We start from the raw sequence: 13,225 nt of genomic DNA on the forward strand, positions 1-13,225 counted from the left end.
TTCTTCTCGTGACGCAGATACGGATTGCAGACGCGGCGCGGTACCTGAGCGTCAGCGACGACACCGTGCGGCGCTGGATCGACGCCGGTGTCCTCGCCAGCGTGAAGGACGCCTCCGGGAAGGCCACGGTGGACACCCTCGATCTCGCGGGTCTCGCCCGGAAGAACGCCGTCCTGCCCGGCGACCCCTCGCACATCGGCCGCTCCGCCCGCAACCGGTTCGTCGGGATCGTCACCGACGTCGTGACCGACACCGTCATGGCGCAGGTGGAACTCCAGTCCGGTCCACACCGCGTGGTGTCCCTGATGAGCAGCGAGGCGGTACGCGAGCTCGGACTGGTTCCGGGATCCATCGCGATCGCCGTGGTGAAGGCCACCACCGTCATCATCGAGACCCCCGAGGGGAAGGCCTGATCGTGATCCGTGAAAGCGTGTGCCCGGCTATGTGGCGCCGTCCGATGTGGCGCCGTCGCGCCGTCGTGCTCGTTCCATTCGCACTGATGGGCGTGCTGACGGCGTGTGGTTCCGCTGACCAGACGGGCCCTGCGTCCCTGTCCGCCCCTGCATCGAGCGGCACGGACACGGACGGGGGGAGCATCACGGTCTTCGCTGCGGCGTCGCTCGAGGAATCCTTCACCGAGCTGGCCGACCGGTTCGAGGAGACCCGACCCGGTACGGTGGTCACCCTGAACGTCGCCGGATCCTCCGATCTCGCCACGCAGATCAGCGAGGGTGCGCCCGCAGACGTCTTCGCCTCCGCCGACGAGGCGACCATGGAGCGCATCGCTGCAACCGACCTGCTCGACGGCGAACCGGTCACGTTCGCGACCAACACCCTGCAGCTCGCCGTGCCGCCGGACAATCCGGCCGACATCACCTCACTCGCCGACGCCGCGCGTCCCGGCATCAGGACCGTGGTGTGCGCGGCGCAGGTGCCGTGCGGGGCCGCCGCGGAGCGCGTGGCGGAGGCGGCAGGCGTCGAGCTCTCACCCGTCAGCGAGGAGTCCTCCGTGACGGACGTACTCGGCAAGATCTCCTCGGGTGAGGCGGACGCCGGGCTCGTCTACGTGACCGATGTGCGCGCGGCCGGCGACGCCGTCGAGGGGATCGCCGTCCCCGAAGCGGCCGACGTCGTGAACACGTACCCCATCGCAGCGCTGACCGACTCGGAGGCAGCGGAGACGGCCCACGCCTTCGTCGACTTCGTGACGAGCGCTGATGGCCGGACCGTGCTGGAGGCGGCAGGTTTCGGTGCGCCCTGAGCCCCGTCCCGGGGTCATGACCGGTTCCCTGCCGTGGAGCTGACGGCGGCGCGACTGCCTCGCTGGATCGTGGCGATCGCCGTGCTCGGGGGCCTGTTCGTCGTCCTTCCCCTGGTGGCCATGGCGCTGCGGGTCGACTGGCCGCAGTTCATTCCCCTCGTGACCTCCGAGAGTGCGCGGTCGGCGCTGCTGCTCAGCCTGCGCACCTCCCTCACGGCGACGGCGCTCTGCGTGCTCTTCGGCGTCCCGATGGCCTTGGTGCTGGCCCGGACCGCCTTCCGCGGGCAGCGCGTCCTGCGTTCCCTGGTCCTGCTGCCGCTGGTCCTGCCGCCCGTGGTGGGCGGCATCGCCCTGCTCTACACCTTCGGACGGCGCGGACTGCTCGGCGGCACGCTGGAGGCGCTCGGGATCGAGATCGCCTTCTCGACCACCGCCGTGGTGCTCTCGCAGGCCTTCGTGGCACTGCCGTTCCTCGTGCTCAGTCTGGAGGGGGCACTGCGGACGGTCGGGACGCGCTACGAAGCCGTCGGGGCAACGCTCGGCGCGAGCCGCTGGACGGTACTGCGCCGCATCACGGTGCCCCTCGTCCTGCCGGCGCTCATCTCCGGGGCCGTCCTGTCCTTCGCGCGCGCCCTCGGTGAGTTCGGCGCGACGCTGACCTTCGCCGGCAGCCTGCAGGGGACCACGCGGACCCTCCCGCTCGAGATCTACCTGCAGCGCGAGACCGACCCCGACGCCGCCGTCGCCCTCTCCCTGATCCTCGTCGTCGTCGCCATCGCGGTCGTGGGCGGCGCCCATCGCGTGCGGCCGATCGGCGGCTCGGGTCCACCCGGCACCGTGGCGCGCCCGGTCAGGTCCACGAAGGACGCCCGCTGATGCCCCTGAGGTTCGCCGCGACGCTCGCCCAGCGGAGGTTCGACGTGCGCTTCGAGCTGGCCGCGGGGGAGACCCTCGCCGTGCTCGGCCCCAACGGTGCGGGCAAATCCACGCTGCTGGCACTGCTCGCCGGCCTGCTCACTCCCACGTGGGGCCGCGCGGAACTCGACGGCGCCGTCCTGTTCGACGTCGGCGAGCGCGGCAGTGTCCTGACCGAGCCGCGGGAGCGTGGCATCTCGCTGCTGGCGCAGGAGGCCCTGCTGTTCCCGCACCTCTCGGCGCTCGAGAACGTGGCCTTCGGGCCCAGGAGCAGGGGAGTGCACCGGGTGTCGGCCCGGGCGACGGCGCTCGCGTGGCTCGATCGCGTGGGCGTCCCGGAACTCGCCGGGCGGCGCCCGGCGCAGCTCTCGGGCGGACAGGCGCAGCGCGTGGCGCTGGCGCGCGCGCTCGCGGCCGACCCGGCGCTGCTCCTGCTCGACGAGCCGCTTGCCGCACTCGACGTGGGCGTGGCCCCGGCGATGCGGCTCCTGCTGCGGGACGTGCTGCGGGAGCGGACGGCCGTGATCGTCACGCATGATCCGCTCGACGCGTTCCTCCTCGCGGACCGGGTGCTGGTCCTGGAGGACGGCAGGATCGTCGAGTCCGGTGCCACGGCAGAGGTGCTCACCCGACCCGTCACGGCGTTCGGTGCGCGACTGGCCGGCCTGAATCTGGTGCCGGGTAGGCGTACTCGCGCGGGCTTCACCGGTCGGAACGGTCTGGAGGTGCCACTGGCGGACGCTGTTCCCGTGGGCGCTGTTCCCGTGGGCGCATCCATGGCGCTCGCGGTGCGGCCTGCCGCGGTAGGGGTGTCGCTCTCGGCACGTGCCGCCCCGGAGTCGGGCCAGGGCCCACATTCCGGAGCGGATCCGGACTCGGAGTTCGGCCCGGGCTCGGCTTCGCACTCGGCTTCGCACTCGACCTCGGATTCGGCGCGGCTCGCAGCGACCATCGACGACGTCGAGCACCGCGGAGATGTGGTGCGCGTCCACGCGGCCGGGCTGGCCGCCGACGTCGCACCGGCCGACGTCGTCGCCCTCGGACTGGTCCCCGGCCTGCCCGTGGTCCTCACCATGCGCCACAGCGACGTTGTCGTCTATCCGACGCCTTTGCCCGACCAGGACGCCGATCCGGACGGACGATAGAGTCGGAGAATGACGCGCATCATCGCCGGAGCCGCGGGGGGCTCCATTCTTGCCGGCGTCGAAGGGACCGGAACGCGGCCGACGACGGACCGCGTCAAGGAGGCACTGTTCTCCCGGCTGGAGACCTACGGGATTCTGCACGGAGCCCACGTGCTCGATCTCTATGCGGGCTCGGGCGCACTCGGAATCGAGAGCGTGAGCCGTGGCGCGGCGACCGTGGATCTCGTGGAATCCGCCGACCGCGCGGCCGCCGTGGCGCAGCGGAACGCAGACATGGTGAACCGGGTGCTGGGCTGGACGGCGGCGCGCGTGCACCGCTCGAAGGTCCAGACCTACCTGGCACGGGTGGCGCCGGAGCTGACGTGGGATCTGGTGCTCATCGATCCGCCCTACACCGCGGACGGCCACGAGGTGACGGCTGTCCTCGGCGCGCTGGAGTCGAAACTGGCCGAGGGCGCCGTCGTGGTGGTGGAACGTTCCACGCGCTCGCCCGAGCCGCAGTGGCCGGACTGGCTGGAACGCTTCTCCGACAGGAAGTACGGGGAGACGCGGCTCTGGTTCCTGGAGCCCGCAGTTCCCGAAAACCCTTCGCAGCGGCTCTCGGACGATTGATGCCCTCAAGGTCGCCTCGGAGATCAATGCCGTCCTGAAGCCACGATCAGGGGGCGCCACGCTCTCCGTCGCCGCTCACGGCGGAGACGGTGAAGCAGGAACCCTGCCCGTGTTGCCGGACCGGAGTTCCGTCCTCGAGTAGCCCCCCGCTGAAGGATCCTCGTGCGCCCACGCTGCCGACGCATCCGAGGTGTTGCGAGCGGGCCCTCAGATGCCCTGCCTAATCCCCGGTAGATCCGTCCAGCAGCTCGCGCAGAATATCCAGGTGGCCGCAGTGTCTGCCCGTTTCCTCGATCATGTGCACCAGAACCCACCGCACGCTCTGCCCGCCGTCGCCACCGCGGCAACGATCCTCCATCCCGTACCGCTCCAGCACGTCGCGGGACTGCCGGCAAGCGGCCTCGTAGTCCTCGATGATGCGTACCAGGCTGTCCTCCCCGCTCACCCGGAACTCGCCGTCGGGATCCTCCGCGGACCACCGAGTGGGCACGTCCTGCTGTCCTTCGATCCGGTCCTGGAACCAGAACTGCTCAACGTCCGTCAGGTGTTGCACCAAGCCTGACACCGTTGTCAGCGAAGGTACGAGCCGTCTGGCGCCGTCGGCATCGCTGAGGCCACTGGCCTTCATCACTACCGTTGCCCGGAAGTAGTCCAGGAAGCCGGTCAGTGTCTCCCGCTCGCCGGCCGCTGCAGGTGGTTCCGTCCGGCTGTCATTTTCCATCCGACCAACCTAGTCAGGGAAGTGCAGTTGCAGCGCAGGCGCGCCGGACGTGACACACCGGGCCCAGCGGAACGGCTCGAGAAAGACTCCCATACGCCGACCGGCCCACGGAAGCGTACTCGACCCGCGCCTGGACTCGGGTACATGCTTGATGAGGTCGGTAGTGCATACTCACGTCATGCACCCAAGTACACCGAGCTCCTCCGTTCGATGGATGCAGTCGATGGCCGGTCGATGACCTCAGCGAAGAACTGACCTCTGCCGGCTTCGATGTCATCGAAACCCACAGGAGGACAACAAGTGGTCAACGGCCCCACGCAGGGATCATCGCGCACCGTAGAAGCGCCCGGTGATCCATCCGCTACCGATCGCATACCTCTCTGACCGTAGGAGCGCCGTCGGTATTCCACTTGAAGAGCGTCAGATGCCAGAGCTGGGGCCGTTTTCGAGACGGATCGATAAGCCCGTGTGCACCTGAGCGCTCCAACGTTTCACGCACTCTCCATGACGAAGGTGAACCGCCTGCAGCAACCACGTCCTGCCAATCCGCTGCAGCGTCCGCCGGATCAACCCCAACGGACCTCAGTGCCTGATGATCGCGAAGATCCACGATCCGATCCGCCTCGACCTCGAACTCCAGCACTTCGAGTTCGGGAGTGTGATCGTGTGTGTGAGCAATCATTGCAGCGGCGACACCAGCCTGCGACGAGCTGAGGTAGAGCGTCGGCACGTCCGGCGGCGAGTACCGCCCGGCGGTCCGTGATCCCATAAGAGCGGCACCACGGTAGGCGGGATCAACAGCTCGAAAGAGGGACCCGGTCACACTACACATGAGCGCATCGGTTTGTTCGACGACTGGTTCGTCGATTTGCATGACGACGACTCCTTCATCTGTGAGTCTCGACTGAAGATGCCAGCTTCCTGCGTTCAGTAGTGGATACCCAGCAGGACGAAGCATTTCCTTCAATCAGTCTGCTGTACCTCATCGTTCGAGTAGCGATATTCGTGGCGGAGGGTCCTGATTTGCTTGATCGCCCCGAATATCAAAAGGGGTCCGAGAACAAGAGCTACAACGGCTGCGATCGTCGCTCCGGTGGAGGGCTTCCAGACGGCGAGGAAAACCAGCACAACCGTGAGCAGGCCAAAAGATATGCCCTGCATCGTCCACCAGATCGTGCCACGGCGGATTGTCGGATGAGCAGGTCCTTCGTTCAAGTGGTCTTCCCCTGATCTGGAAGTTGGCGCTGTACAGCCGTCGGTTCTCGAGGCAAATTACTACAAACAAAGCTTCTCACCCCTCGGCGCGTATGCCGGTGCTGCTGCGGGGCACCTTCGCTCCATCTCCCTCGCGCAGTGCCGCTACTGGTAGAAGGGTAGTTTTTGGTCTATCTCGACCCGGACGACATCGAGACGTGGCTCGGTCAGGAGCGAGTCGATCAGCGCCTGCCCAGCTCCGATGCCTGCCCAGTGCGGATCGACATCCGAGGTGATGCACCACGCCCGGTCCGAGGGCCAGACGAAGGCAGGGAGCGGCATGGTACGACCGGTTTCCGCTTCCCACGACTCTTCGACCGCCCCGGAGAGGAAGTCCAGCAGGGACACGCTGCAGAGGTAGTACGCACGATTCGGGATCACCACACGTGGTGCGCGCAGGACAGAGTCCGGGAACTGGTCCTCACCCCATCCGTCCCACATCAGTAGGTACCCCTCGCTGGGTGAGCCGCTGTGCTGCAGCAACGTCTGCACCGCAAGGTGTAATTGCTCGGACTCCGAGAGGGCGTCATCTGGTAGGGGACCGTTCTGTTGCGCACCCTCGTGTTCGGACTGACCCTCATAGGCCGGATCGGGGATGAATCGCAGTCGCCCGTACGCCGGGAACCCCGTCGGGCCCAACGTCACCAGGTTCCACCAGTACTCAGGGTTCGTCGCGATCCACTCCGCTGGTGTCAGATCGATACACGGAGAGAAGATCATCTCGTCAGCCTCCTACCCGGCTATCACAACGGGTAGTGGGATGGGGTGATCCACGACGTACCTCCAATGAGGCGGTGCGGTCTCCGGTTAGGAGCGGCGCCGGCTGACCGGCACCGCTCCTTCCGCGTCCGCTGCGGGTCCGGACTACGCCGTGCGGCGTGTGCGGATCAGGGCGACGACGCCGGCGATGAGTCCGAGCAGACCGGCGACCAGACCGATCCAACCCACCGCTGATGCGGAATCGTCGTCGCTGGTCGACGCCGTCTGCTCCGCACCGGCGGCCTCGGCCGGTTCCGCGGTCTCGGTGGCTTCGGAGGCGTCCGACGTGGCCTCAGCCGTTGCCTCGTCCGTCTCCGGTGCTGCAGCCCCATGGGCGTCCTCGCCCTCGACCGCAGCGGTGGTGACGAACGACGGAGCGGGCGTGTCGGGCTCAGCCTCGCCCTCGACGCTCTCCTGATCCCACGCGACTACCTCGCCATCCGTGTAGGACTGCGTGGCCGGCAGCATCACGGTGGTCCCGGCGTCGGGCAGCTGCCCCACCGAGATGGAGAACGTCTGGTACTGCTCGGGTGCGATCTCCGAGCCTTCTTCGGCCGTCCAGCGGACTGACAGGGGAGCCTCCGTCAGCGTCACGCCGTCGGGCGTCGTGATCGGTTCCGGCAGTTCGCCGGTGACCACCTCGGCGTCCCAGCCCTCCATCGGCTTCACACGGACGGAGGTGAAGGGCTGCTCGGTGGGCAGTTGCACCTCGAGGCTGCTGGTGCTCGCGGTCTCGGACTCGTTGGGGACGCTGAACGTGAGTTGTGCGTACCCGCTCTCCGTGGTGGAGTTCGGTGCGACGGTCACGTGGGCGTTGGCCGCACCGAGACCGAGAGCCATGAGGCCTGCGGTGGTGAGGACGACGGCGCCGGTGGTGCGGCCGCGCGAGGGAATGAAGGAAGTCATGAGTATGCCTTTCGATGTGCGCTCACGGCTGCAGTACGAGTGGGCGTGAGCGCCGGGAAAATGGGTGAGATGTGCTGTCGAATGCCGCAGCCGGCCCAGCGGTCTCCGAGTGTCGGGAGCCGGTCAGACGGACAGTGCTCCGGGGCGGGGCGGGCCGCGCAGGGTAGGCACCGCGGCGTGCACGGACAGCGGCGGGACGGTCTGCGGCATGTCGTCGAGCAGGGGCTCACGCCGGATCGGGGCGAGCGGCAGGCCGGCGGGCAGGACGAGGAGCGGTCGGAGCCAGGCGCCGAGCAGTGCCAGCGCCTGATCGCTGCGTGAGAGCGCAAGGGCCAGCAGCACCGTGGCCAGGCCGTGCAGCAGGAGCATCATCGGTCCGACGGCTCCACTGGTCAGCGGCTCAGCGCCCGACGGGGAACAGGCCAGCTCGAACGCCGCGTGGTGTCCCGGCGCGGCAGCAGAGCTCTGGCAGGCGGACCGGCCGGCCGTCATCGAGAACACCGAGTGCAGCAGGATCTGCCCCGCTCCCATGAGGAGCACTGCGGAACGGAAGGAGACCGGGCGGCGGCTCAGCAGCACGGCGGGCATCAGGAGGAGGACGCCGAGCAGGAGGATGATGCCCGGAGCGGGGAGATGGCCGGCGGCGAATACATGCGAGGCCGAGGAGACGGAGAGGATCAGGCTGACGAGGAGAACCGAGCGCAGATAGCTCACAGCTCCCGCCACCACCTGCTCCTCTCCTGTGGACGCACCACCCGGGCGCACCGTTGCCGTCAGACCGACGAGCGCGCCGGACCCTGCTCCCAAGCCTAGAGCCCTTCCGGTGCATTTTCCTGTCGTGTCCCTGGGGGATCAGGGAGCGGGCGCAGTCTCGAAGGCGGCGAGCTCCTCATCGACCAGCACGGCGGCCGGATGGGGACCGGCGGCGAGCAGTGCCGTCGTCCAGGTGTCCGGCCAGGACGTATGGCGCGCGGCGATGATGATGTTCCCGGCCAGGCCGCCGTCCACCATGCCGGCCTCGGTCAGAACTGCTGTCGAGGTGGCCAGGGAGGAGAGTTGCCTGCTCTGGGCGCGTGCGAACTCCAGCGGCGGGTCGTCGCCCACATTCACCAGCAGGACGCCGTTGCCCGAACAGATCCGCAGGAGATGCGCGGCGAAGTCAGAGGAGGTGAGGTGGGCCGGGGCGTCCGCGCCGGCGAAGATATCGAGCACGACGACGTCGAAGGCGGCGTCGGGCTGCTCGAGGACGACGTCGGCCGCGTCCCCGACGATCAGCTCGCACATCGTGCCGGGGGCCAGCGGCAGCGCGTCGAGCACGAAGTCGACCAGCTCGGCGTCGACGTCCACCGCGCTCTGCCGGGACCCCGGCCGTGTCGCCTCGACATAGCGGACCAGGGTCAGCGCGCCGGCGCCCAGATGGAGCACCCGCAGGGGAGCGCCGGCGGGTGCGACCAGATCGATGACGTGGGCGATGCGCTGAAGGTACTCGTAGAACACCCGCTCCGGGTGCAGCACGTCCACGTGGGACTGCTGCGCGCCGCCGATGCTCAGGATCAGGGCCCCGTCGATGAATGCGTCCTCGTCGATCTCCGCGTACGCCCCGGTTCCCGGAAGCCATCGGGTGGGCACCTCGAAGTCCTCGTCGGCTCGCGGCGGCGGGGATACGCTCACACGAGCTCCCTGAGCTTCGCCAGGCGGTGGGCGCCCTTCTCGATGACGTCGAACTGCTTGCAGAATGCGAAGCGGAGCAGGGACCGGGTGCGCTCGGCGCCGTCGTCGTGGCAGAACACCGCGACCGGGATCGCCGCCACACCGATCAGGCCAGGAAGCCGTCGCGCGAGATCCGTCGCATCGTCGAAGCCCAGGGGAGCGGCGTCGGCCACGGTGAAGAAGGTGCCCTTCGGGGTGAACACCTCGAAACCCGCAGCGCGCAGTCCCTCACCGAGCAGATCGCGCTTCCTGCGCAGGGTGGCCGCGGCCACGGTGAAGAATTCATCGGGTAGACCGAGGCCCAGGGCGACGGCGCCCTGGAAGGGTGTGCCGGAGGTATAGGTGAGGAAGGTCTTCACGGTGCGGATCTGCGACACGAGTTCGGCCGGGCCGCTGAGCCAGCCGACCTTCCATCCGGTGACCGAGAAGGTCTTTCCCGCGGAGGAGATGGTCAGGGTGCGTTCCTTCGCGCCGGGAAGCGTGGCGACGGGGATGTGCTGTGCCTCGAAGACGAGGTGTTCGTACACCTCGTCCGTCACGATGAGCGCTCCGTACCGCTCCGCGAGACGGACGATCAGCTCCAGCGATTCGCGTGAGATTACGCTGCCCGTGGGATTGTGCGGGTTGTTGACGATGACGAGCCGGGTCCGCTCGGAGAAGGCTGCCTCGAGGGTCTCCGCATCGGGTTGGAAGTCGGGCGCCTGCAGGGGTGCGGTGGTGTGCGTGGCGCCGGAGAGACCGATCGTCGCCCCGTAGGAGTCGTAGAACGGTTCGAACGTGAGCACCTCGTCGCCGGGCCCCGCGAAGGCGAGCACGGATGCTGCGATCGCCTCAGTGGCTCCCGTGGTGACGATCACTTCGGTTCGGGGGTCCACCTCGAGGTCGTAAAAGCGTCTCTGGTGAGCTGCGACGGCGTCGCGCAGTACGGCGAGACCCTGACCGGGGGCGTACTGATTGGCACCCGAGGCGATGGCTGCTCGCGCCGCGTCGAGGATCTCCCGTGGTCCGTCCTCATCCGGGAAGCCCTGTCCGAGGTTGATGGCCGAGTGCTTCTGTGCCAGCGCCGTGACCTCCTCGAAGATAGTGAGGCCGAGCCGGCCGTCGTCGCCGAGCAGGTTCGCCCCGAGTGCCGTCCTGGCCCAGGGTGCCGTGCTGCCGGAGCCTGTCGGCTGCGTCTCTATGGTCATGACATAAGTATCGCCGCTCCCGCGCTCCGTGCGGGAAAGTCATGACGCCGCGTGTGGGCCGGCTCGAGCACGTCGCGAAGCTCGGTACCGTAGGACCATGAGCCGCGCCGTCTGCCCCGGATCCTTCGACCCCATCCACAACGGACACATCGAGGTCATCAGCCGCGCTGCCCGACTGTTCGACGAGGTGATCGTCGCCGTGTCGAGGAACTACGCGAAGAAGTACCGCTTCGACCTCGAGCAGCGCATGGACCTGTGCAGCCGGAGCCTCGCCCAGCTACCGACCGTGAAGGTGCTTCCCCTCGGGGACGGCCTCCTCGCCGACTTCTGCGCAGAGCACGGAGCGAACGCCCTCGTCAAAGGGCTGAGGTCAGGCCTGGATTTCGACTACGAGCTACCCATGGCCACCATGAACCGGCACCTGGCCGATGTGGACACCGTCTTCCTCCCGACGGACAGCCAGTTCGCACACGTGTCCTCGAGTCTGCTCAAGGAAGTGGCAGCACTGGGCGGCGACATTCGGCCCTTCGTGCCCGACGTCGTCCACGAGCGGCTGGTGCAGCGGGACTGACTGGTCCTTGGCCTCCGGCGTCCCCGCCGGCGAGCGACGGGGCGATTGCAAAGAGCACGCGGGGGGAATAACGATCATTCCTGATGCGCTGCAGACAATATGCACGGAGGGATCCGATATAAGCTCTGATACGTGCGAATGGACGTTTGCTTCGACGCTGGATCGGCCGAAGTCTGCGGATGAAAGCAACCGGGGCAGAAATGCCTACGGGAAATGAGAAGAGGTAAATCATGGCTCAACGATTCGACGGAAAAACCATTCTCGTGACAGGAGGGGCCGGCGGCATGGGTGAGGCGCACGCCCGGGCCTTCGCGGCCGAGGGAGGCAAGGTCCTCATCGGTGACATCGTGGACGAGCAGGGCGAGGCCCTTGCCGCTGAACTTGGCGACGCCGTCCACTACCTGCACCTGGACGTGACGGACGAGGACGCATGGAGCGCGTTCGTCGACCACGCCGAGAAGGAATTCGGACCCGTGTCCGTCCTCGTGAACAACGCCGGCATCGGCGCAGGCGGTCCCATCGAGGACATCACCTTCGAGGACTGGCGTAAGGCACTGGCCATCAACCTCGATGGCACCTTCCTCGGTAGCCGCGCCGTGGTGCCATCGATGAAGAAGGCCGGAGGCGGGTCGATCATCAACGTCTCCTCGTACGCGGGACAGCGCGGCACGTCCTTCAGCACGCCCTACACGGCGAGCAAGTTCGGCGTCGTGGGTCTGACGAAGGCCCTTGCCACGGAAGTCGCCGATTTCGGCATCCGGGTGAACTCCGTGCATCCGGGATACATCCGCACGCCGATCCTCGGAGAGACGAACGACAATGTGGTGATGGGCAAGGTGCCGATCCGGCGGATGGGACGCCCCGAGGAAGTCTCCCGCATGGTGCTGTTCCTGGCGTCGGACGAGGCGAGCTACTCGACTGGCTCCGAATTCTCCGTCGACGGCGGCTGGGCCGCGGGTTCGCCCGTGATGATCGGAGAGTCCAACGCCGACTTCGAGGCGCGCATCGGCGGGGAGTAGTAGAGCAGGGCCAACCCGGATCTCTCCGGGGCTGGGCCTGTTGCAGTGAATGGTGGGTCCGCTATAAAGGGGGCCCACCATTCGTGTACTTGAGAATCGGTTCCACGATTACCGATTGCCAATTATCATCGAGTTTGCGAATCTTCGGTCTGTAGCTGAAGAGGACGCGGTGGAGAATGTTGGCCGGCCGGATGGCATTCTCCCGGCGGATTTCTCGTGGCACTGGGCTTCCCGATCTCCACGGGATCGACATCCGACCTACTTCGCTGTCCCCGTCGACTAGTCGGCTCCTTCAGTGAGCCGGACTCGGTGCACCGCGGTGGTGAGGTCGAGGAAATTTCAGCGCTGGGTAGTCAGAGCCCTGCTGTAGAGGTCCGGGTCCTGCCTGGTTTCCGCGGACACCACCAGATGACTGGTACTCAGGCGCTCTGCGAAGTAGCCGCTGTACGGCAGCACGATGATCGTCGTCAGACCGTCCCGCCACGCCGCAACCAGAGCCGGGGTGGCTGCCCTTGCCGTGCGCAAAGGCAATACCGGTAGCGTCATCTCGTCCCAGGTGGTGAAGGCCGTCAGGTCGAGGCCGTCCGTGCCGTACTCCACGGACCAAAACGGTGGCACGATCGGGTGGAGCTCCTGGCCGGGCCGGGAAATGTCCTGCATCTCCTCCTGGGAGATTGCGGCGCCCCGGACCTTTCTCGAGTCGTACCAGGCCCAGATACGATTCCACTCCCGCTTCCAACGGTTCTCCCAGACCTCCCGGGGTGGTGTCGTCGGAATGTGGGACGCTCCGACGTCCGGCGCCGGGCTGAGCTCAGGTAGGGGCACGTCCTGAGCGATCACCCAGGCCTGACGGATGAAGAGCAGCATTTTCAGATTCTGCGCATGGCAGTCGGTCGCGATGCGCATCTCCTGCGGCCACGCACCCCGCCGTTTGGCACCCATTCCCCACACGGTGCTTCCCTTTTCATCGATCAGCTCGAACCGGACTCCATCACCATGTCACCTAACCTCGGGCTTTCATGAGGTAGTTGCTGGCGGGGGTGTGTTTAAGGGCTGAAAGGTGCCCCTGACGTGGGAAAATGTTGTTACCACACAGCAGATTCCGACCATATCGAGGGAGCACCTTCCAGGTGAGCAACACTACCAACTTGTACCCATCCGTCCG

At 67.2% G+C, this 13,225-nt stretch carries 16 protein-coding genes; 8 read left to right on the plus strand and 8 right to left on the minus strand.

Annotated elements, in window-relative coordinates:
- The first annotated feature begins 8 nt into the window (after positions 1-8).
- The 5 genes from E8P82_RS13400 to rsmD are packed head-to-tail and all read left to right on the plus strand — an operon-like array spanning position 9 to position 3,933.
- Positions 9-413: a TOBE domain-containing protein gene (locus tag E8P82_RS13400; protein ID WP_136455556.1), complete on the plus strand. Its 405-nt coding sequence runs from the start codon at positions 9-11 to the stop codon at positions 411-413.
- A 44-nt stretch (positions 414-457) separates the two neighbouring features.
- Positions 458-1,261 carry a molybdate ABC transporter substrate-binding protein gene (gene modA / locus E8P82_RS13405; protein ID WP_136455557.1) on the plus strand — a complete coding sequence of 268 codons (804 nt, stop codon included), beginning with the start codon at positions 458-460 and terminating at the stop codon, positions 1,259-1,261.
- A 33-nt stretch (positions 1,262-1,294) separates the two neighbouring features.
- Complete coding sequence (locus E8P82_RS13410; protein WP_246021367.1) at positions 1,295-2,137, plus strand: ABC transporter permease; 843 nt, start codon at positions 1,295-1,297, stop codon at positions 2,135-2,137.
- Positions 2,137-3,321, plus strand: coding sequence for a sulfate/molybdate ABC transporter ATP-binding protein (locus E8P82_RS13415; protein ID WP_136455558.1), 1,185 nt, complete (start codon positions 2,137-2,139; stop codon positions 3,319-3,321). Before E8P82_RS13410 ends, E8P82_RS13415 begins: the two co-directional genes overlap by 1 nt.
- 9 nt (positions 3,322-3,330) lie before the next feature.
- Positions 3,331-3,933, plus strand: coding sequence for a 16S rRNA (guanine(966)-N(2))-methyltransferase RsmD (rsmD, locus tag E8P82_RS13420; protein WP_136455559.1), 603 nt, complete (start codon positions 3,331-3,333; stop codon positions 3,931-3,933).
- Between the two features lie 220 nt (positions 3,934-4,153).
- Here the strand turns inward: rsmD and E8P82_RS13425 are convergent, their stop codons facing one another.
- Both E8P82_RS13425 and E8P82_RS13430 read right to left on the minus strand, forming a co-directional pair.
- Entirely contained in the window at positions 4,154-4,654 is a 501-nt protein-coding gene (locus E8P82_RS13425) for a DinB family protein (protein WP_136455560.1), read from the minus strand.
- A 361-nt stretch (positions 4,655-5,015) separates the two neighbouring features.
- Positions 5,016-5,528 (minus strand): RES family NAD+ phosphorylase, encoded by a 513-nt coding sequence (locus E8P82_RS13430; protein WP_246021368.1) that lies wholly within the window; start codon positions 5,526-5,528, stop codon positions 5,016-5,018.
- Positions 5,529-5,587: 59 nt separating this feature from the next.
- Between E8P82_RS13430 and E8P82_RS13435 the strand changes: the two genes are divergently transcribed.
- The gene (locus E8P82_RS13435) at positions 5,588-5,884 is read left to right on the plus strand and encodes a hypothetical protein (protein WP_136455561.1); all 297 of its coding nucleotides are present in this window, start codon (positions 5,588-5,590) and stop codon (positions 5,882-5,884) included.
- A 129-nt stretch (positions 5,885-6,013) separates the two neighbouring features.
- On the opposite strand, the gene E8P82_RS13440 is transcribed toward E8P82_RS13435, so the two are convergent.
- From E8P82_RS13440 to E8P82_RS13460, 5 genes are all read right to left on the minus strand, one after another.
- On the minus strand, positions 6,014-6,628 hold the full coding sequence (locus tag E8P82_RS13440) for a hypothetical protein (RefSeq protein ID WP_136455562.1): 615 nt from the start codon (positions 6,626-6,628) through the stop codon (positions 6,014-6,016).
- 144 nt (positions 6,629-6,772) lie between these two features.
- Positions 6,773-7,573 carry a YcnI family copper-binding membrane protein gene (locus E8P82_RS13445; RefSeq protein ID WP_136455563.1) on the minus strand — a complete coding sequence of 267 codons (801 nt, stop codon included), beginning with the start codon at positions 7,571-7,573 and terminating at the stop codon, positions 6,773-6,775.
- Between the two features lie 123 nt (positions 7,574-7,696).
- The gene (locus E8P82_RS13450) at positions 7,697-8,380 is read right to left on the minus strand and encodes a hypothetical protein (RefSeq protein ID WP_136455564.1); all 684 of its coding nucleotides are present in this window, start codon (positions 8,378-8,380) and stop codon (positions 7,697-7,699) included.
- A 45-nt stretch (positions 8,381-8,425) separates the two neighbouring features.
- Entirely contained in the window at positions 8,426-9,244 is an 819-nt protein-coding gene (locus tag E8P82_RS13455; RefSeq protein ID WP_246021369.1) for a spermidine synthase, read from the minus strand.
- Positions 9,241-10,470, minus strand: coding sequence for an aminotransferase class I/II-fold pyridoxal phosphate-dependent enzyme (locus tag E8P82_RS13460; RefSeq protein ID WP_136455565.1), 1,230 nt, complete (start codon positions 10,468-10,470; stop codon positions 9,241-9,243). The genes E8P82_RS13455 and E8P82_RS13460 overlap by 4 nt, the downstream gene beginning before the upstream one ends.
- Positions 10,471-10,567: 97 nt before the next feature.
- On the opposite strand from E8P82_RS13460, the gene coaD reads away from it, so the two are divergent.
- Together coaD and E8P82_RS13470 are read left to right on the plus strand one after the other, a co-directional pair.
- Positions 10,568-11,041 (plus strand): pantetheine-phosphate adenylyltransferase, encoded by a 474-nt coding sequence (gene coaD, locus E8P82_RS13465; RefSeq protein WP_136455566.1) that lies wholly within the window; start codon positions 10,568-10,570, stop codon positions 11,039-11,041.
- 230 nt (positions 11,042-11,271) lie between these two features.
- Positions 11,272-12,060, plus strand: coding sequence for a glucose 1-dehydrogenase (locus tag E8P82_RS13470; protein ID WP_136455567.1), 789 nt, complete (start codon positions 11,272-11,274; stop codon positions 12,058-12,060).
- Between the two features lie 339 nt (positions 12,061-12,399).
- Here the strand turns inward: E8P82_RS13470 and E8P82_RS13475 are convergent, their stop codons facing one another.
- Entirely contained in the window at positions 12,400-12,966 is a 567-nt protein-coding gene (locus tag E8P82_RS13475) for a hypothetical protein (RefSeq protein ID WP_136455568.1), read from the minus strand.
- Positions 12,967-13,225 lie beyond the last annotated feature (259 nt).

This window comes from Arthrobacter echini, from assembly GCF_004803505.1.
GTDB lineage: Bacteria > Actinomycetota > Actinomycetes > Actinomycetales > Micrococcaceae > Arthrobacter_D > Arthrobacter_D echini.